18 protein-coding genes, 2 tRNA genes and 1 pseudogene are annotated in these 18,626 nt (G+C 63.2%); 6 read left to right on the top strand and 15 right to left on the bottom strand.

Translation table 11 applies throughout. The features are described from left to right. Window positions 1-22: 22 nt before the first annotated feature. A pseudogene (locus tag B2X67_RS00415) lies at window positions 23-300 on the top strand (IS3 family transposase); the annotation flags it as partial. Window positions 301-459: 159 nt separating this feature from the next. On the opposite strand, the gene B2X67_RS00420 reads toward B2X67_RS00415, so the two are convergent. Continuing rightward, on the bottom strand, window positions 460-963 hold the full coding sequence (locus B2X67_RS00420; RefSeq protein WP_376747734.1) for a glycosyltransferase: 504 nt from the start codon (window positions 961-963) through the stop codon (window positions 460-462). Window positions 964-1,154: 191 nt separating this feature from the next. Here B2X67_RS00420 and B2X67_RS00425 point away from each other — a divergent pair, with 191 nt between their 5' ends. Continuing rightward, window positions 1,155-1,307, top strand: a complete 153-nt coding sequence (locus B2X67_RS00425) for a hypothetical protein (protein ID WP_286784273.1) — start codon at window positions 1,155-1,157, stop codon at window positions 1,305-1,307. Window positions 1,308-1,601: 294 nt separating this feature from the next. Here B2X67_RS00425 and cysN read toward each other — a convergent pair whose 3' ends face one another. Continuing rightward, window positions 1,602-3,512, bottom strand: a complete 1,911-nt coding sequence (gene cysN / locus B2X67_RS00430; RefSeq protein WP_286784274.1) for a sulfate adenylyltransferase subunit CysN — start codon at window positions 3,510-3,512, stop codon at window positions 1,602-1,604. Continuing rightward, window positions 3,512-4,981 carry a sulfate adenylyltransferase subunit CysD gene (gene cysD / locus B2X67_RS00435; RefSeq protein ID WP_286784275.1) on the bottom strand — a complete coding sequence of 490 codons (1,470 nt, stop codon included), beginning with the start codon at window positions 4,979-4,981 and terminating at the stop codon, window positions 3,512-3,514. Before cysD ends, cysN begins: the two co-directional genes overlap by 1 nt. A gap of 142 nt (window positions 4,982-5,123) precedes the next feature. On the opposite strand from cysD, the gene B2X67_RS00440 reads away from it, so the two are divergent. The 3 genes from B2X67_RS00440 (at window position 5,124) to B2X67_RS00445 (ending at window position 6,160) form a co-directional block, all read left to right on the top strand. After that, the gene (locus B2X67_RS00440) at window positions 5,124-5,273 is read left to right on the top strand and encodes an inositol monophosphatase family protein (RefSeq protein WP_286784276.1); all 150 of its coding nucleotides are present in this window, start codon (window positions 5,124-5,126) and stop codon (window positions 5,271-5,273) included. Next, window positions 5,252-5,599 carry a 3'(2'),5'-bisphosphate nucleotidase CysQ family protein gene (locus tag B2X67_RS20760; RefSeq protein ID WP_376747735.1) on the top strand — a complete coding sequence of 116 codons (348 nt, stop codon included), beginning with the start codon at window positions 5,252-5,254 and terminating at the stop codon, window positions 5,597-5,599. Before B2X67_RS00440 ends, B2X67_RS20760 begins: the two co-directional genes overlap by 22 nt. 312 nt (window positions 5,600-5,911) lie before the next feature. Further along, window positions 5,912-6,160, top strand: coding sequence for a hypothetical protein (locus B2X67_RS00445; protein WP_286784277.1), 249 nt, complete (start codon window positions 5,912-5,914; stop codon window positions 6,158-6,160). A 126-nt stretch (window positions 6,161-6,286) separates the two neighbouring features. On the opposite strand, the gene B2X67_RS00450 is transcribed toward B2X67_RS00445, so the two are convergent. The 12 genes from B2X67_RS00450 to B2X67_RS00505 all read right to left on the bottom strand — a co-directional run bounded on the left by B2X67_RS00450 (window position 6,287) and on the right by B2X67_RS00505 (window position 16,578). Then, window positions 6,287-6,362: transfer RNA gene (locus B2X67_RS00450), tRNA-Thr, on the bottom strand. Window positions 6,363-6,404: 42 nt separating this feature from the next. Then, entirely contained in the window at window positions 6,405-7,634 is a 1,230-nt protein-coding gene (locus tag B2X67_RS00455; RefSeq protein WP_286784278.1) for a methyltransferase, read from the bottom strand. Window positions 7,635-7,645: 11 nt separating this feature from the next. Further along, complete coding sequence (locus B2X67_RS00460; protein ID WP_090225534.1) at window positions 7,646-8,335, bottom strand: ABC transporter permease; 690 nt, start codon at window positions 8,333-8,335, stop codon at window positions 7,646-7,648. Continuing rightward, window positions 8,332-9,027, bottom strand: a complete 696-nt coding sequence (locus tag B2X67_RS00465) for an ABC transporter permease (RefSeq protein ID WP_090225535.1) — start codon at window positions 9,025-9,027, stop codon at window positions 8,332-8,334. Before B2X67_RS00465 ends, B2X67_RS00460 begins: the two co-directional genes overlap by 4 nt. A 67-nt stretch (window positions 9,028-9,094) precedes the next feature. Then, entirely contained in the window at window positions 9,095-9,847 is a 753-nt protein-coding gene (locus B2X67_RS00470; protein WP_090225537.1) for an ABC transporter substrate-binding protein, read from the bottom strand. Between the two features lie 16 nt (window positions 9,848-9,863). Then, window positions 9,864-10,637 (bottom strand): ABC transporter ATP-binding protein, encoded by a 774-nt coding sequence (locus tag B2X67_RS00475; protein WP_090225539.1) that lies wholly within the window; start codon window positions 10,635-10,637, stop codon window positions 9,864-9,866. A gap of 327 nt (window positions 10,638-10,964) precedes the next feature. Then, the gene (locus B2X67_RS00480) at window positions 10,965-11,441 is read right to left on the bottom strand and encodes a hypothetical protein (RefSeq protein WP_282340965.1); all 477 of its coding nucleotides are present in this window, start codon (window positions 11,439-11,441) and stop codon (window positions 10,965-10,967) included. A 234-nt stretch (window positions 11,442-11,675) separates the two neighbouring features. Further along, window positions 11,676-11,751 (bottom strand) — tRNA-Phe (locus B2X67_RS00485). An 88-nt stretch (window positions 11,752-11,839) separates the two neighbouring features. Next, on the bottom strand, window positions 11,840-12,112 hold the full coding sequence (locus B2X67_RS00490) for an oxidative damage protection protein (protein WP_090225542.1): 273 nt from the start codon (window positions 12,110-12,112) through the stop codon (window positions 11,840-11,842). Beyond that, complete coding sequence (gene mutY / locus B2X67_RS00495; RefSeq protein WP_286784279.1) at window positions 12,109-13,176, bottom strand: A/G-specific adenine glycosylase; 1,068 nt, start codon at window positions 13,174-13,176, stop codon at window positions 12,109-12,111. The genes B2X67_RS00490 and mutY overlap by 4 nt, the downstream gene beginning before the upstream one ends. After that, window positions 13,173-15,389: an AsmA family protein gene (locus B2X67_RS00500; RefSeq protein ID WP_286784280.1), complete on the bottom strand. Its 2,217-nt coding sequence runs from the start codon at window positions 15,387-15,389 to the stop codon at window positions 13,173-13,175. The genes mutY and B2X67_RS00500 overlap by 4 nt, the downstream gene beginning before the upstream one ends. 82 nt (window positions 15,390-15,471) lie before the next feature. Beyond that, the gene (locus B2X67_RS00505; protein ID WP_286784281.1) at window positions 15,472-16,578 is read right to left on the bottom strand and encodes an NAD(P)/FAD-dependent oxidoreductase; all 1,107 of its coding nucleotides are present in this window, start codon (window positions 16,576-16,578) and stop codon (window positions 15,472-15,474) included. Between the two features lie 246 nt (window positions 16,579-16,824). On the opposite strand from B2X67_RS00505, the gene B2X67_RS00510 reads away from it, so the two are divergent. Beyond that, window positions 16,825-18,477: an OFA family MFS transporter gene (locus tag B2X67_RS00510; protein WP_286784282.1), complete on the top strand. Its 1,653-nt coding sequence runs from the start codon at window positions 16,825-16,827 to the stop codon at window positions 18,475-18,477. Window positions 18,478-18,626: the final 149 nt, after the last annotated feature.

Genomic DNA, 18,626 nt, shown 5'->3' on the forward strand with positions numbered 1-18,626 from the left:
AGCTGGTTGTTTCCTCTCTGGGTTGAGCATCGCCCTATCGCGCGGACGACCACGGGTGAGCAACGACAATCCGTACTCAGAATCGTTGTTTGGAACCCTGAATGATGCCCGCCTTGGCCCAAGGATGGCTTTGGGGATTTGGACGCCGCACGCAACTGGGTGCGCGATGTTATTCACGAGCATCGCCACAGCCGCATCCGCTTCGTGACCCCGGCGCAGCGTCATCATGGCGAGGATCAAGAGGTGCTGATCGAGCGTCATGCGCTGTACCAGCAAGCGCGTAATCAACACCCGTATCGCTGATCGGGAGCGACGCGTAATTGGCAGCCTATCGGCGCCTTCACACTCAGATCGTACAGTTTGCTCAGCAGCGTCACCGATTTCATCGGCGCGGACCATTGTCCGGGTGCAGCACCAAGGGTTGGCCCGTGCAGCGCTCGCGGAGTACGGTGCGTTGCATCAGCTCGGCCGGCCGCTCACCGCTCTCGCACGCGAAGACAGTACCAGGATACCCCTCAGGTATTTTAAGGCTATTCCGCTCTGAGCACCTCGAGTGTGTTCTGCGCCGCCTTCTTCCAGCCGAAGCGAGCGAGCTGCCCGGGAATCCGCGCGTCGCTCGATCCCGGCGCGGATACTCTCGACTTGCAGCGGGTCGACCAAGCGGCCTGCGGCGCCGGCGACTTCTGGCATGGAACTGCAGTTAGCAGTGACGACCGGCACGCCGAACTGGAAGGCTTCAAGGATCGGTAGGCCGAAGCCTTCATACATTGAGGGCATCAGCAGCAATCTGGCTTTCGAGTATAGATAGCCTAGCTCCGCTCCTGAAACCGCTCCAAGCGCCACAACATCCGTGTGGATGCCCAGCCGATCCACTAGTTGATCAATGTCGACCATCCAGCCATGCCCGCCAGCCAGCCAGCACCAACGGGTAGGCAGAGCGTAGCTCTGGCGCAAGTTGCGCATATGCCTCAAGCAAACGCTGGACGTTTTTTGCGCGGCTCCGGCGTGCAGACGAACAGCGGGTACTGCAGAGCAGCACCCGTTCACATGCCCTGGCCTCAAGGTAGGTGACATCACTGGGTACAATGCAACCTTGGCCTGGATTGCAGGGAAATAGCGCGCAAGGCCATTGCGGTTGGACGCGGGAAATAGTGATGGTCCGTGCGGCCTCGCGCGGCGAGTGCGGCATCTGCAGGCGCTCGGACCAGTACTGCAAAGGCTTCATCGTCTCGGGGAAGCGCTTCCATGTCAGGTCATGGATGGTCACCATGGAACGCACGGACGACGGCATGAGCAGCGGCAAGTGATGCCGCTTAGACCACAACGCGTCGAGACCATCGCGCTTGAACTGGCGCGGCAGAAGGACCTGATACCACAGATGCTCGGCCAGCCTTCCTGCCCTGAAAGACGCAGAGTGACGTTGGTTGGCGAGCGGAGCCTCGAAGGCTAATCGCAGTAGAGAAACCAGTGCACGTTCTGCACCTCGGTCAGCAGGCTCAGCAACTCACGAGTATAACGACCTACCCCCGACAGCGGCCTGTAATCGACGCCCACGTTCAGCATCTTTATGTCATCTTTTGCTGATGAGGTTCGTTCAGGCATCACCATGCCTCAATAATGTTCTGAATCGATTTCACTTCTTCATCTACCTCAATCTGTTTTTTTCCAACGGTCAGAGCGGGCCTTAGTGGCTGCTCATACGGGCTGCTGACGCCAGTCATGTTGGGTAATTGTCCGCTTCTTGCTTTCTTATAAAGTCCCTTCGGATCGCGCTGCTCGCAAACGGCTAGTGGCGTGTCTACGAACACTTCGATAAAGTTATCTTCTCCTATCAGCTCCCTGGCCATCTGGCGTTCTGCCCGGAAGGGGCTGATAAACGCGGTCATCACGATCAGCCCTGCATCCATCATCAGTTTGGCTACTTCAGCCACGCGTCGAATATTTTCCACCCGGTCGGCATCGGTGAAGCCAAGGTCCTTGTTCAGGCCCTGGCGAACGTTGTCGCCATCGAGGATATAGGTGCGTTTGCCCTGGGCGTGGAGTTCTTTCTCCAGGGCGTTGGCGATGGTCGACTTTCCCGAGCCGGAAAGACCGGTGAACCAGATGACTTTGCCTTTATGGCCATTTAGGCGCTCGCGGTCCTCACGGGTAATGCTTAGTGCTTGCCGATGTACGTTCTGTGCGCGGCGCAGGTTGTGGCGGATCATGCCTGCGGCGATCGTGCTGTGGGTGTATTTGTCGACCAGCAGGAATCCGCCCAGGGTATGTGATTGAGCGTAGGTATCGAAAACCAGTGGCTTGCTCAGTGCAAGGTTGGCTACTGCGATGTCGTTGAGCTGCAGCTGGCGGCACGATTCGTGAGCTTGTGTGTTGACGTCTATGCGGTGCTTCAGTGCGGTAACGCTGGCGCTGGCCCATTGGTTCGCCAGTTTGATCTCGTAGGAGCGGCCTATCAGGCCAGGGTCGTCGTGCATCCAGACCAGGGTGGCTTCGAACTGGTCGGTCATTTCCAGCGGTTGCTCGGCGCGTGCCAGTATGTCGCCTCTTGAGGAATCGACTTCGTGGTCCAGTACCAGCGTGATGGCATCGCCCGGGTTGGCGCAGTCGAGATCACCGTTGGCAGTGACGATGCGTGCGATTTTTGCCGTTTGCCCGGAAGCCGTTACGCGCACTTCGTTGCCAACGGCTAGCTGACCGGAGGCCAGTGTGCCGCTGAAGCCTCGGAAGCTGGCATCCGGACGGTTGACCCATTGAACGGGAAAGACCGTTTTTAATTCCTTGGGGGGGCGAGGGTCGATGGTTTCCAGGCACGCCATCAGGGTAGGTCCTTGATACCAGGGCGTATGTGCCGAGCGTGTGGTGATGTTGTCGCCTTTGAGAGCCGACAAAGGGATGGCGGTGATGCTGTCGAACCCCAATTGCTCGGCCGCTGTGTTGAACGCAGCCAGCGTATCGGCGAACTTCTGAGGGTCATACGCCACCAGATCCATCTTGTTGATGGCCAGGATAATGTGCTTTATGCCCACCAGTGCTGCCAGATAGGCGTGCCTGCGGGTTTGCGTCATCACGCCTTGGCGCGCATCGACCAGCAATACCGCAACGTCTGCGGTGGAGGCTCCTGTGATCATGTTGCGCGTATATTGCTCGTGGCCAGGGGTGTCGGCCACGATGAATTTGCGACGCGGCGTGGAGAAGAAGCGGTAGGCCACATCGATGGTGATGCCTTGTTCTCGCTCGGCTGCCAGGCCATCTACGAGCAGGGCAAAGTCTATGTCGTTACCTTGCGTGCCATGGCGTTTGCAGTCGGCCTGCAGCGCACTCAACTGATCGTCGAAGACTTGCTGGGCTTCCCAGAGCAGGCGGCCGATGAGCGTGCTTTTGCCATCATCGACGCTGCCGCAGGTGATAAAGCGCAACAGGTCCTGATGGGCTTGCTGCTCGAGCCATTCGCTTAGTGTTGCGGTCTTGTGTGGGGGCTGTGTTGGCGAGCTGGTTTTTTTGAGGCGTGCCATCAGAAGTAGCCCTCTTGTTTTTTCTTCTCCATGGAGCCTGCGCTATCCGTATCGATTCGACGGCCCTGCCGTTCGGATTGTCGTGTGTTGATGATTTCCAGAAGGATGTCTTCCGGCGTTTGTGCCTCTGACTCCACTGCCCCTGTCAGCGGGTAACAGCCTAGTGTGCGAAAACGTACTTGGCGCATTTGAATGTCTTCGCCGGGCAGCAGTTTGCAGCGTTCGTCGTCGACCAGCATGATCATCTCGGGCCGCACGACAACAGGCCGCAGCTTGGCGAAGTACAAGGGCACCATGGGGATGTTTTCCAAGTAGATGTAGTGCCATATATCGAGTTCGGTCCAGTTCGACAGGGGGAATACTCGAATGCTGGCATCCTGGCTTTTGCGGGTGTTGTAGAGGTTCCAGAGTTCCGGGCGCTGGCTTTTCGGATCCCAGCGATGGGTTGCGCTGCGAAACGAGAAGATGCGCTCCTTGGCGCGGGACTTTTCTTCGTCGCGGCGCGCGCCACCGAGCACGAGATCAAATTTGTACGTGTCCAGCGCCTGTTTGAGCCCTTCGGTTTTGGTGATGTCGGTATGCAGCGAGGAGCCATGATCGAAGGGGTTGATATTCTTTTCGATGGCTTCCGGGTTGGTGTGTACCAGCAAGTCCATGCCGCTTTCACGTGCCATGAAATCACGGAACAGGTACATCTCTTTGAACTTCCAGCGCGTGTCTACGTGCAGTAGCGGAAAGGGCGGCGGTGAGGGGAAGAACGCTTTGCGGGCAAGGTGGACCATTACGCCACTGTCTTTGCCGATGGAGTAGAGCATCGCCGGGTTCTGCGCCTCGGCCACCGCCTCACGGATGATGTGGATGCTCTCTGCTTCCAGGCGCCTGAGGTGCGGGGATAGTTCGGATGCTGCCTCGGCGGGCATTGAATCGAACCGGGGGAGCTTGAGATTGGCCGGTAGCACCGGTTGGTAGACATGCACGCAGAAGTGGATGTCATGCATCTCGACCGCGTTGCGCATCGAGGCTACCAACGAGCCATGCGGAAACAGCGCGACGGGCTTGCCGATGTGTTGTTGCAACGCGACACAGGCCGTGCGGACTGTCTCCCACTCGACATTTGCCAATGGCACCCAGAAGCGCGCACCCCTGGCATCGCTCGCGTGCAGGCAGGGTTTTCCGCTGGGTAATGGGCTCAGTTGAACGAACAGCACTCTATCGCGGCGTTTGCGGGCTTGTTCCATGGCCCAGGCCAATACGATTCTGTTTGGTGCGCGGCCAAGTTGGTCTTGCAACGCTTCTTCGATCAATTCGGCAGGCAGCAGACCCTGAGCGTTCAGGCGGCGCTCGGCCGTGCGCTTGGTATCGGCCTCGCCGCACGCTTTGAGGTGTTCATAGGCGAGATGGGTATCCCAGACCTGCTCGGCCTCGAGCCCTATAAAGGCACCTGCAGTGACTGTCGTAGTTTGTTTCATGCTAGGCCCTGGCAATAAAAAATTATGCAAAAAGAGTTAATGATCAAATCTAATAACAGGTATTTGCATTGTGCGACAGCATATATGTGTCGGAAGATGATGAGTGCTCGCTGGTGTATCGCAATGGCTTGGGTGCTTTTGGTTGATCGATCCTCATGATGGCGCCGAGGAATTCATCGCGCGCAATGGCGAGTTCACGGTCGACATCGCGCTCATCGATCAGGGCCGCAGTGTGCTGGGTGTGATGTACGCGCCTGCTATCGACTGCATGTGTTGGGCGGCCCCTGCCTAGTTGCATTCAGAGAGACAGCCAAAGATACGCAGCCGATTAAGGTCAGCGCGGCTGGGTCGGATGATGGTTGCCGCGTTGTCGCCAGCAAGAGCCATCTGAACGAAGAAACGCAGGCATTCATCGAGCGGCTTGGTTCGGTCAGCCTGATACAGGCTGGCAGCTCATTGAAATTTTGCCGGGTGGCGGAGGGAGTAGCTGATATCTATCCGCGCCCGGCACCTACCTGTGATTGGGACACTGCGGCCGCGCAGGCGGTGCTTGAAGGCGCAGGGGGCGTGGTGCTGGACCGGGAGGGAGGGCAATCCCCTGCGTTACGGCAAGCCTGATGTTCTGAACTCCTCTTTTGTGGATGCGCGCAGCGCCGTACTGATCCCTACGTGATTGATCGGACATATTCACTGGCAGGTGCGCTGACCGGTTTTGTCGTTGGCTTGACGGGGTTGGCAGTGGCGCCTTGATGACGCCAATCCTGCTGTTGGTATTTGAGGTGTCGCCAGCCACTGCAATTGCAACCGACTTGTGATTTGCCGCCATTGCCAAGCTGGTGGGCGCGCGTATTCATCATGCCAGCGGCCAGGTGGACTGGCAGGTAGCCAAGCGCTTGTGGTTGCAGCCTGCCCCTGGCCTTGGTCGTCGTAGTGATGGTGAGCCTGGGTGCGCAGGCGGCCAAGGTGGAATGGCTAAGCAAGGCAATTGGCATGGTGATTTTGATCACTGCCGTGGGAATTTTTGCGGCACCAAAGCTGATGGCATATGCCCGAAACCGCCGCGTCGGCCAGACGGAGCGCTTCAAGGCCGTGCAGCCTGTCCTGACCGTGTTTCAGGTGCGGTCCTGGGGCTTTGTGTGGCCTTCACCTCTGTTGGCGCTGGCGCGCTGGGCAGTGTGATGCTGTTATTTCTCTACCCGCTGCGCATGCAGGGCATGGGGTGTCAAATCCCTAGTCCAATCCTACCCTGGGCCGAATTTCTGGCACAAAAAAGGGCTACGCTTTCACGTAACCCTTTGATTTGTGTGGTGCCGGCACCAGGAGTCGAACCCGGGACCTACTGATTACAAGTCAGTTGCTCTACCAGCTGAGCTATACCGGCATGAAGGGGCGCCATTATAGCGGCAGGCGCACCGCTGTAAACCTACTCGGCCTGCCTTTTTTCCGCCAGGATCAACAGGTTGCGCGGAGTCAGCGAAGGCGGGCAGAAACTGCCCAGGCGGGTTCGATAGCCGTTCTCCTCGAGAAACAACGCGCGATCCAGCGCCAGCCAGCACTCCAGCGGGCGGCGGAACAGGGCGCGAAGCAGCTCCAGGTTGCGTACCTGGGCCAGGCATTCCCACGCAGAGCGTTCGAGGCGCTGCCAGTCGGGCTCGTAATCGAGATGCAGGCCCTTGAGCTCGCAGAGTTCGCGGCAGTAGTCGGCGAGCGGCTTGTTCAGCCAGGAAGGCGGCAGCGAGGGCGTCGGCAGGTATTCGTCCTGCTGGCGGATCTCGCGCTGCAGCAGGTCGAAGGCCAGGCGCCTGGCCATGGACTCGTCGCGCTGCCGGCGCACGCGGGCGCCGGCGGTAACGGTTTCCTGCATGGGTATGCGCAGGTCGTCCAGCGACAGGCGCAACGTCGAGCCGGCCGCGGCGGCGCTGAGCGGCTGGTAATGCTCGGCGGCGATCCGGTTGTAGCAGCAGGGCGCGAGGGCGATATGGCCGCACCCGGCGCTGCTGGCCAGATGCAGCAGGCGGATGTGCAGGTCGCCGCAGGCATGCAGGGCGACCGGCGCCTGGTCCGCACGCAGATGCGCGAGCACGTCGGCGGCCATCACGTCCTGACAATGATGGCTGACCGGCAACTGCAGGCGCGCGCTGAGGCGCTCGCCTGCCTCCACCAGTTTTGCGTCCCATTCCAGGCTGCATACCGGCTGGCCCTGGCTGGCCAGCAGGCAGCTGAGGTGACCTTTGCCGGCGCACCAGTCGAGCCAGCTCCGTGGCGCGCTGTCGAAGCCCAGGCGGCTGGCGAAGGCGTGGATCTGCTGCCATTTGCGGCCCGGCACGTCGACGTCGAGCCGGGATCGCGGGGTCAGCTGCGCAGCGGGAAACTCGCTCAGTTCGCTGAGCGCCGTCGAGCGTTCCGCCAGTGCCGGGAAAGGCGCGGGTGCCGGCAAGTGGTGTGGCTGGTTGTGCGCGGCTTCGGCGTCATCGAGGCTGCGCTGGCGCAACCAGGCGGAAAGCGCCGGATGCTGGTCTTCCCAGGGCAGCCGGCGTTCGGTGAAGGGTTTGGGGCGCCAGAGTGCCTGGTGCTCGACGAGGAAGGCATCGAGCGCCTGGAAGCGCTCGAGCAATGCGGCGCCGTCGAGCACGGCTGCGGGCCTGAATGCCATGGGTGCAGGGCTCAGCGGCCCTGGCAGGCGTCCACGCGCAGCCAGCGTTCGAGCAGCTTGAAGGCGTTGATCAGCACGAAGGTGATAACCAGGTAGTAGATCCCGGCGGTGAAGAAGCCTTCCACCGGCAGGTAGGTGCGGGCGTTCATGGTCCGCGCCACGCCGGTCAGTTCCAGCAGTGTGATGGTGCTGGCCAGCGCGCTGGCCTTGAGCATCAGGATCACTTCGTTGCTGTAGGCCGGCAGGCCGATGCGTACCGCGCGCGGCAGGATGATGTGCAGCATCGACTGCGCGCGCGACATGCCGAGTGCGCGGGCGGCTTCGATCTCCCCCGGCGGTACGGACTGAATCGCCCCGCGCAGGATTTCCGCGATGTAGGCGGCGGTGTGCATGGTCATGGTCAGCACCGCGCACCAGTAGGGATCGCGCAGGTACGGCCAGAGCGGGCTCTGGCGAACGGCGTCGAACTGCGCGGCGCCGTAGTAGACGAGGAACAGCTGGACCAGCAGCGGCGTGCCGCGGAAGAAGAAGATGTAGCTGAACGGAATCGCGCGCACGTACCAGTGCCGCGACGCGCGGGCGATGCCGATCGGCAAGGCAAGGATCAACCCGGCGATGACCGAGAAGGCGACTAGTTCGAGTGTCAGGATCGCGCCGTCGGTCAGGCGCGGCAGCCATTTGATGATGACTTCCCAGTTCATGCCGCGCTCCTGATGAAGCCGCGCGAGGCGCGTTTTTCGAGGAAGTACATGCCGATCATGGCGAGGATGGTCAGGCCCAGGTAGATGAAGGCCGCGACCATGTAGAACAGGAAGGGCTCCTTGCTGGACGTCACCGCGATCTGCGAGCGGCGCATGATTTCTTCCAGGCCGATCACCGAGACCAGCGCAGTGTCCTTCATCAGGATCATGAACAGGTTGCCCAGACCGGGCAGCGCGATGCGCCACATCTGCGGCAGGATCAGCCGCCAGAAGATGCGCGCCTTGCTCATGCCCAGGGCCAGGCCGGCTTCGCGGTGGCCCTTGGGAATGGCCAGGATGGCGCCGCGGAATACCTCGGTGGCGTACGAGCCGAAGCAGATGCCCAAGGCGATGGTGCCCGCGGCGAAGGCGCTCAGCTCGAGGTTGGGCCGGCCGAGCATTTCGCCTATGGCGTGCATCAGGCCGACGGTGCCGAAATAGATGAGGAAGACCCAGAGCAGTTCGGGAACGCCGCGAACCAGGGTCGAGTAGCTGCCGCCAAGCCATCGCAACGGCTTGTACGGGGAAGTCTTGGCGAGTGCGCCGAGCAGGCCGAGCACCAGTCCGAGGGACAGGGCGGACAGGGCCAGCTTGATGGTCATCAGCGTTCCAGCAGCCAGTGCCGGGCCGAATCCGTAAAGGTCGAAAGTCATCGCAAGGAACTATGCAAGGGAGCGTGGCAGAGGAGCGGCGCGGTGGAAACCGCGCCGTCCGGACCGATCAGTAGATGCTGAACGGGAAGTACTTGTCGTTGATCTTCTTGTAGGTGCCGTCGGCAACGATTTCCTTGAGCGCGGCGTTCAGCTTCTCGCGCAGCGGGTCGTTCTTGCGTACGGCCATGCCGATCTTGTCGTTGTCGAACACTGGGTCGCCCTTGAACTCGAAGTCCTTGCCAGCGGCGCTCTTCAGCCATTCCCAATTGACGAACTTGTCGGCCAGCACGCCATCGACACGGCCGGAAGCGAGGTCGAGGTAGGCGTTTTCCTGGGTGTCATAGAGTTTGACTTCGACGGTGTCGGCCATGTTGTCTTCGAGCCAGGTGCCGGCGATGGTCGCGCGCTGGGCGCCGATGACCTTGCCTTTCAGGCTGGCCTTGTCGGTTTTCAGGGTGCTGGCTTTCGGCGCGATGAATTGCAGCTTGTTGGTGTAGTAGGCGTCGGTGAAGTCGACGGCCTGCTTGCGTTCGTCGGTTATCGACATCGAAGCGGCGATGAAGTCGAATTTCTTCGAGTTCAGCGCGGGAATGATGCCGTCCCAGTCGGAAGTCACGACTTCGCACTCGGTCTTCATCTTCGCGCAGAGGGCCTGGGCGATGTCGATGTCGAAGCCGACCACCTGGCCGCTGGCGTCGATCAGGTTGAAGGGTGGGTAGGCACCCTCGGTTCCGATTTTCAGCTTGTCGGCAGCGATAGCGCTGGTGCCGAACGCCAGAGTGGCGGCAGCAGCCAGCAGCATCTTCTTGTAAGTCATCATGAGGGACGTAGCTCCGTTAGCGATTGCTGGACATGAATTGTTTACAGCGCGCCGATTGCGGGTTTTCGAAGACCTGCTGCGGCGATCCTTGCTCTTCGACCAGACCGTGGTGGAGGAAAACCACCTCGCTGGATACCTGGCGGGCGAAGCTCATCTCGTGGGTAACCAGCAGCATGGTCCGACCTTCTTCGGCCAGCGCGCGGATCACATTAAGCACTTCTTGTACCATCTCCGGATCGAGCGCCGAGGTCGGTTCATCGAAAAGAATCACCTTCGGCTGCATCGCCAGGGTGCGTGCGATGGCCGCGCGCTGCTGCTGACCGCCGGAAAGCTGATTGGGATAGACGTGGCGTTTGTCGCCGATGCCGACCTTCGCCAGCAGCGCCTCGGCCACCTCGACGGCTTCCGCCTTGCTCTGCCCGAGCACCCGGCGCGGCGCCTCGATGATGTTGTCCAGCACACTCATGTGCGGCCAGAGATTGAAGTTCTGGAAGACGAAGCCGATCTCGCTGCGGATGCGGTTGATCTGCTTGTTGTCGGCGGCCACCAGCTCGCCGCTCTTGCCTTCCTTGAGCTTCAGCTCTTCGCCGGCAACGATGATCTGGCCCTGGTGGGGGTTTTCCAGCAGGTTGATGCAGCGCAGGAAGGTCGATTTTCCGGAGCCGGACGAACCTAGGATCGAGATCACGTCCCCGTCGCGGGCGGTGAGGGAGATGCCCTTGAGCACCTCGAGGTCGCCGTAGCGTTTATGCAGATTGCGTACTTCAAGCGCGGGCGCGGCCTCGGCCATGGGGGGTCCTCTTCGTGGTCGGGTGCAAGCTAGCATGGGGTGAGATGACAGCCAAGCTTGCAACCTTTGATCCAATCTGGACGCTGTCGCGCTTGTCGCATCAATGAAGTTGACTGTCGCGATAAGCAAACATGCTGTCGCATTTTCAACGCCTTTCGCCTGCCGTTGGGCTCAAGTGGGCTGGGGCGGAAAGGCGCCGAACGACGCTGCGCCCTCTGGTGGTGCGCTACTTTTCGCCACGCTGCTGCATTTTGGGCGGGGGACGAGGTGAGTTCTTCCCATGGGTGGAGTCGCTCCGCCGTCGTCCGCCAGCGCGTCTGGTAGCGTTCAGAGATTCTCAGCTGTTTGGGTGTCGGCAGGCGTTTCGGCGCCAACTTCGGTCACGGCAAGGTCCTCGGACCTGAGGCTGGGGTTCTGCAGCACGGTCTCTGTAGCGGCCCAGGCCTCGTCGAGGCGTTTCGACGACTCGCCGATCGAGCGCTCGGCGACTGTCCGCGACGCGTACGGTACTTGCGTCAGGGCCCCGATCCCTGCCCGCCACGCCGAATAGTAGGGCCTCAGGGTCGACTGCAGGCTGCCGGAGACGGTTCGATAGTCCCGCTCGGCCTGGAGGGTCGCGAGCTCCACGCAGTCGCGGGTGCGGATGAGGGCGGCGGCCCCGGCGAACGGCATGCTGGAGGCATCGGCCCGCCACGAGCACTCGACCCAGGACTTGCGGGTCAGTTCGCGAAAGCTCTGCGCGTCACCCGCTTCCGCGAGCGCCGCGCATGAGCTGAAGCCAGCCACCATCAATGCCACACGCATGAAAACCTCCACGTTGCCTGTGATAGAGCCGTTCCCGCCGGTAGGGGTTTCCGTGACGTGAAGGGCGGCGCTCTTGGGGCGCCAATAATGGCACATTGGAAATGGGGAGTTCGCTTCGAAAGCGGGCGCGTTCATCGGATTTGCCCGAGGTCAAAATGCAGGCAATAAAAAACCGGCCCTGGGGCCGGTTCTTTAAGGTTTCAGTTGATTCAAGCACCACCTGAAACTGGAAGGTGGTGCCCAGGGACGGAATCGAACCGCCGACACGGGGATTTTCAATCCCCTGCTCTACCGACTGAGCTACCTGGGCAACGGGGCGCAATTAAACGGATTTGGCTTTGCCCTGTCAAGCGAGGTGAAGAAAAATATTTAATCAGAACGGGCGCTTACGTTTTCGCTCAGGCGCTGGGCGGCACGTAGCCTTCGGCCTGGGCGTAGTCCTCGCCGGAGAGGAACTTGTCCATCTCGGCCTGCAGGAACTTGCGATCCTCGACGTTCATCATGTTCAGCCGACGTTCGTTGATCAGCATGGTCTGGTGTGCCTGCCACTCGTCCCAGGCCTTCTTCGAGACGTTGTTGAACAGCTCTTCGCCCTTGGCTCCGGGGTACGGCGGACGGTCGAGGGCGGGCAGTTCCTGTTTGTATTTGCGGCAGATCACGGTGCGGGTCATGGGCTTTCTCCTGCGTTCAGCTCGTCGGCGGCGCGTTTCAGCAGTTTCTTGACCGGGGCGGCAAGGCCCAGGCGCGGCGGGGTGGCGAGGTTATACCAGAGCCAGTCGGCCTCGGCCACGGCGTGGGGCATGCTGCTGACTTCCACCAGCCAGGGTTCGATGGCCAGGCGGAAATGGCTGAAGGTGTGAGTCAGCCCGGGCAGCTCGCGGCGTTCGCCCAGCTGCAGGAAATGCCGCGCAGCGAGGGTTTCGAGCGCCTGCAGATTGTCCAGTTCGGGCAGGCTCCAGAGGCCACCCCAGAGGCCGCTGGCAGGGCGCCGGTAAAGCAGGATGGCGCCTTCGCGGTTGCTCAGCAGCGGCATCAGCGTGCGCTTCTGCGGCAGCTCCTTGCGCGGCTTCGGCGTCGGGAAGTCGGCCTCGCGGCCGAGCAGGTGCGCGCGGCAGCCGGCGCGCAGCGGGCAGAGCAGGCAACTCGGCTTGCTGCGCGTACAGAGCGTGGCGCCGAGGTCCATCATCGCCTGGGTGAAGTTGCCGACGCGTTGTTGCGGGGTGAAGCGCTCGGCGGCGCTCCACAGCTGGCGGGCGACTCTGGGTTCGCCGGGGTAACCGCTCTGCGCGGTGTAGCGCGCCAGTACCCGTTTGACGTTGCCGTCGAGGATCGGCGCGCGCAGGCCCATGCTCAGGCTGGCGATGGCGCCGGCGGTGGACAGGCCGATGCCGGGCAGTTCGGCCAGCGCGAGCACGTCACGCGGAAATTCGCCGCCATGCTGCTCGACGACGATCTTCGCCGTGCGGTGCAGATTACGCGCGCGGCTGTAGTAGCCCAGGCCGGTCCACAGGTGCAGCACTTCGTCCTCCGGCGCCTCGGCCAGTGCCTGCACGTTGGGCAGCGCCTGCATGAAGCGGCCGAAGTACTCCAGCACGGTGGCGACCTGGGTCTGCTGCAGCATGATCTCGGACACCCACACGCGGTAGGGCGTTATGCCCTGCTGCCAGGGCAGGTCCTTGCGCCCGTGGCGGTCGTACCAGTCGAGCACCGCCGCGGAGAACTGCTCGGGGCTCATCGCTTGAACAGCCCCTTGAGCGCGTCCTTGAGTTCCGGGCTTACCTTGTCGCCGAGCTTCTCCTCGATCTTCTGGTTGAGCTTGTCTCCGGCCAGTTGCGCGGCGACCTTGCCCATCCCGTCCTTGTCCAGACGGCAGGCCTTGGCGCCCAGTTCCAGTGGGCCTCGGCAGCGCAGCGGCCAGGCGATGTCGGCATAGCGCGCATTGACCTGACAGGCCGGGTCGGGCATTTCGCCCTTGTCGCCTTCGATGACGATGCCGACGCGGTAGTCCATGCCCAGCACGCGCAGGTCGAGGTCGCCGTCGCCGTTGACCCGCAGGCCGGGAATGCGCGCCTTGAGGTCCGGGTTGCTGGCCACGCCGTCGCGGAAGGTCAGGCTGCCCTGGAGCTGCTCGAACGGCGTGTTGCGCCCGCGCGGCTCGCTGGAGAGCGATTTGCGGTTGAGCGTGGCGATGGCCATGCACAGTTGCTGTTCAAGGTTGGCATCGACCAGTACGCCGTCGTTGAGGCTGAAGTTGGCAGTGCCGTTCAGTCCTTCGATCCAGGCCTTCTGACTGTTGCCGCGGGTGCGCAGGTCGGCGTTCAGGTCGAGCAGGCCCTGGATCGGCGTCGCCTCGCCCTTGCGCTGGAGAATCTTCTCCACCGGCACGCGGGCGATGTGGCTGGTCAGGGCGAGTTGCACTTCCGGCTGGCGCGCGTCGATCCGGCCCTTGGCGTCGAAACGGCCGTCGTGCAGGTCGCCGCGCAGTTCCTCGACGGCGAGCAGCCCGTCCTTGGCATTGCCCCGGAGCGAGGCATTGGCGATCGGCAGCTTGTCCAGGGTCAGCAGGCCTAGGTCGAGATCGACCTTCGCATCGAGTTTGCGCAACGGGTCGAGCGGCAGCGCCGGTTCGGCGCTCCAGGCCTGCTGCGACGGTTTCTCCGGCAGCTCGCTGGTACCGCGGCCGGCGGCGGCGATGCTGCCGTCGACTTCCGACTGGCGCGCGGCACTGGCGGCCTTGCTGTCCTTCGAAGTGGGCGGCAGGTAGCGGTCGAGGTCCAGGCGGTCGCCCTTGAGCTGCACCTGCAATGCCCGTTTGGCCAGGTCGGTCACGGCGATCGAACCGTTGAAGGTGCCGCCGTCGAGTTTCAGCGTGAGGTTGTCCAGCGTGATGCTGTTCTCGGTGGCAGTCAGGCGGGTGGCCAGCTCGGCTTTGCTCAGCGCGCCGGCATCGGCCATGGGCGGCAGTTGCTGGCCGATGCCTTCGAGGAATTCCCTGAGGTTGAACTCGGCGATGGACAGGCCGCCGCTGAGTTTGGGCTCGGATTCCAGATCGCGCACCTTGAGGTCTCCGATGCCGCGCAGGCCATTGGCGGTCAGCTTGAGGCTGTTCCATTCGGCGATCTGCGCGGCGAGGTCGGCGAGCAGTTCGCCCTGGGCGCTGAAGGCCAGGGTCTTGCCTTGCAGCGGCTCGCCGGACGCCTCGCCGGACAGGCGCGCGTTGCCCAGCTGGTAGCGCTTGAGTGCGCGGTCGAAGCGCAGGTCGGCCTGCAGTTCGGTGCGCGCGCGCATCACCGGCTGGTTGCTGCCGAAGAAGGCGCTGAGCGTTATCGGGATGTCGCTGCCTTCGCGAATCGCGCCGGTGCTCAGCTCGATGCTCTCGGCGTTGAACTCGCGACCGTTGCGCTCGTCGCGATAGGTGACGCGGGCGTCCTTCACGCTGAGGCTGTCGATGTCGAGTTTCAGCGGCTCGGCGGGTGCCTCGGCACGCTGCTCGGCGGCGTCGGAGGAGGGCGCGGAGGCCGTCGCTTCGCCGCTGGCCTGCGGCGCCGGGTGGCCGACCTGTTCCCAGTTGCCGTTGCCCTGGGCATCGCGTTTCAGGGTCAAATTGAGCCCTTCGACGCGGATGTCGCTCATCTGCACCTGTTTGCGCAGCAGTGGCAGCACGCGCACGGACAGCCCGAGCATGCGCAGGTCGGCGAACGGCTCGTTCGGCGTCGCGGCGCTGGCCAGCGTGGCCTCGTGGAGTTCGATGCCGAGCCAGGGGAACAGGCTCCAGCCGATGTCGCCGTTAAGGGTCAGCTCGAGGTTGGCCTTGTCGTGGGCGATCTTGCGGATCTCGTCCTTGTAGTCGTTCGGGTCGAACAGGTGGGTCAACGCGAAACCGAGGGCGACCAAGAGCAGCAGCAGTCCGAGGAAGACCAGACCCAGGATTTTGCCGAGGGCTTTCATGGACGAGTCCTTGTAGTCGGGGTGAAGAGGCGTGCGGCAAAACAGCCGCACGCATGGGGGGCCCGCAGTATAACGCGACCGTTCAGAGCGCTGCGGCGACCCGTTCGGCGATCGCCAGGCTGGCGGTCAGCCCCGGCGACTCGATGCCGAAGAGGTTCACCAGCCCCGGTTGGCCGTGTTGCGCGGGCGTCTGGATGACGAAGTCGGCGGCCGCCTCGCCGGGGCCGGAGAGTTTCGGCCGGATGCCGCTGTAGCCGGGATTCAGGCGGCTGGCGTCGAGACCAGGGAAGTAGCGGCCGATCGCCGTGGCGAAGGGTTCGCGCAGCGCTTCGTCGACCCCATAGTCGAGGGTGTCGAGATAGCGCACGTCCGGGCCGAAACGCAGCTGCCCGCCGAGGTCGAGAGTGGCGTGCACGCCGAGGCCGGCGGTGTTGGCTTCCGGCATCGGGTAGATCAGGTGCTGGAACGGCGAGCGTCCGGCGTAGGTGAAATAGCGCCCCTGGCACAGGTGCAGGGCCGGGATCTGCGCGGCGCCAAGGCCGTCGGTCTGAGCGGCGAGGTCCTGGGCGAACAGGCCGCCGGCGTTGACCACGCGCTGCGCCTTTATCTGGAACGGCTCGCCGCCGCTGACGCCGCTGGCGATCCAGCCGTCGCCGTCGTGGTGCAGGCTGTCGACGCGGGTGTCGAGCACCAGTTGCGCGTCATGCTGCTCCGCGGCGGTCAGCAAGGAGTGCATGTACAGGTGGCTGTCGATGATCCCGGTGCTCGGCGAGAGCAGCGCGGCGACGCCGCGTACCGCCGGCTCCATCTCCGCCAGCCGCGCCTGGCCGATCTCGCGCAGGTCGCCGACGCCACAGGCCTCGGCGTTCGCCGCGAGTTTCTCCAGCTTGGCGCGTTCGGTGTCCTCCACGGCGACCAGCAGCTTGCCGATCCGCCGGTGCGGTACGTCGCGCTCGGCGCACCAGGCGTACAGCCGTTCGCGGCCTTCCAGGCAGAGTTCGGCCTTCAGCGAGCCCGGTTCGTAGTAGATGCCGGCGTGGATCACTTCCGAATTGCGGCTGGAGGTGTGGCTGCCGATGAGCTTTTCGCGCTCGACGATGAGCACGCTTTGTTGCGGGCTGGCGAGACGGGCGGCGCAGGCCAGGCCGAGGGCGCCGGCGCCAATGATCAGGGTATCGATGCTATCCATGGCGTTCGCTGCATGAAGGGCTGTTCGGGTCGGTCGTCCGGTGAGGTCGCCGAGATTCGGTGAGGGCCGAGCGGTCGCAATCACGGATGATGGCGCGTTGCCCACCTGCATGCGTCTGCCTGGCGGGGCGAAAGTTCCAGTCGCGCTGGATTTTCCCAGTCGATGCGGTGAGTTGTCGCATGCGTCGTGGTAAATTCCGCGCGCTTGTTCCTGCCTTGCTTGCACATACAACTATAGGAATTACCCATGAGCAGTTCTCCCTTGCCGGTTGGCAAGGCCGGGCCTGCGTTTCTTTCCAAGGAACGTACCATCGCCCGTCCTGGCTTCAACCGCTGGCTGGTCCCGCCAGCTGCCCTCGCGATCCATCTCTGCATCGGTATGGCCTACGGCTTTTCGGTGTTCTGGTTGCCGCTGTCGAAGGCGGTAGGCATCGGTAGCGCCGTGGCCTGCGCTCCGGAAATGGGCTTCCTCGCCCAGGTCTTCGCCGCCGAATGCGACTGGAAGATTTCCATGCTCGGCTGGATCTACACGCTGTTCTTCATCTTCCTCGGCTGCTCCGCGGCGATCTGGGGCGGCTGGCTGGAACACGCGGGCCCGCGCAAGGCCGGCCTGGTTTCGGCGGTCTGCTGGTGTGGCGGCCTGCTGATTTCCGCCCTTGGCATCTACACGCACCAGATCTGGCTGATGTGGCTGGGCTCCGGGGTGATCGGCGGCATCGGCCTCGGTCTCGGCTACATCTCGCCGGTGTCGACGCTGATCAAGTGGTTCCCGGACAAGCGCGGCATGGCCACCGGCATGGCCATCATGGGCTTCGGCGGCGGCGCCATGGTCGGCGCGCCGCTGGCGGCCAACCTGATGGGCCACTTCGCCACCCCGACCAGCGTCGGCGTGTGGGAAAGCTTCGTCGCCATGGCCGCGATCTACTTCGTGTTCATGGTCGGCGGCGCGCTGTCGTACCGCGTTCCGCCCACCGGCTGGAAGCCCGAAGGCTGGACGCCGCCGGCGAAGAAAAGCGAAAACGCGATGATCACCCACGGCCACGTGCACGTCAGCGTCGCCTGGAAGACCCCGCAGTTCTGGCTGGTCTGGGCCGTCCTCTGCCTCAACGTCTCGGCCGGTATCGGCATCCTCGGCATGGCTTCGCCGCTGCTGCAGGAAGTCTTCGGCGGACGCCTGCTGGGTGTTGACGGCAGCTTCGGCGACCTCGACGCCGGGCAACTGGCGCAGATCGCCGCGATCGCCGCCGGCTTCACCGGCTTGCTCAGCCTGTTCAACATCGGCGGGCGCTTCTTCTGGGCGTCGATTTCCGATCACCTGGGGCGCAAGGCGACCTACGCGATCTTCTTCGCCCTCGGCTTCGTGCTCTACGCCTCGGTGCCCTGGTCCGGCCACGCCGGCAGCGTCGCGCTGTTCGTCGGCGCGTTCTGCATCATCCTGTCGATGTACGGCGGCGGTTTCGCCACGGTGCCGGCCTACCTCGCCGACCTGTTCGGCACGCAGATGGTCGGCGCCATCCACGGTCGTCTGCTGACCGCCTGGGCCGTCGCCGGCGTGCTCGGCCCGGTGCTGGTCAACTACATCCGCGAGTACCAGCTGTCGATCGGCGTCGAGCGTGCCGCTGCCTACGACATCACGCTGTACATCCTCGCCGGCCTGCTGGTGCTTGGGTTCATCTGCAACCTGTTGGTGCGCCCGGTGAATCCGAAGTACTTCATGAGCGCCGAGCAACTGGCCTCCGAGCGCGCCCACGGCGAGAAGTCCGCGCCGGTCAGTGAGCTGGCCTGGTCGGCCAGCCCGTCGAGCGTGCCGCTGGTGATCGTCGCCTGGCTGGTGGTCGGCATCCCGCTGGCCTGGGGTGTCTGGGTAACCCTGCAGAAAACCGCTGCACTCTTCGGCTGAGCGCCACGATCTGCTGCGCATCGGCCCTCCGGCGGGCAGTGAAGGCGCCGTGCCGTAACGCCGCGCCGGAGGTGCGCGCGGAGCCGCTCAGGTCCTGACCGGCTCCGCCCCGCGGGATCGCAAACGGCTTTTTCGCGCTCCGCCGTTCC

Origin of the sequence: Pseudomonas sp. UBA3153, from assembly GCF_002364635.1 — a bacterium.
GTDB classification, from domain to species: domain Bacteria; phylum Pseudomonadota; class Gammaproteobacteria; order Pseudomonadales; family Pseudomonadaceae; genus Pseudomonas_O; species Pseudomonas_O kuykendallii.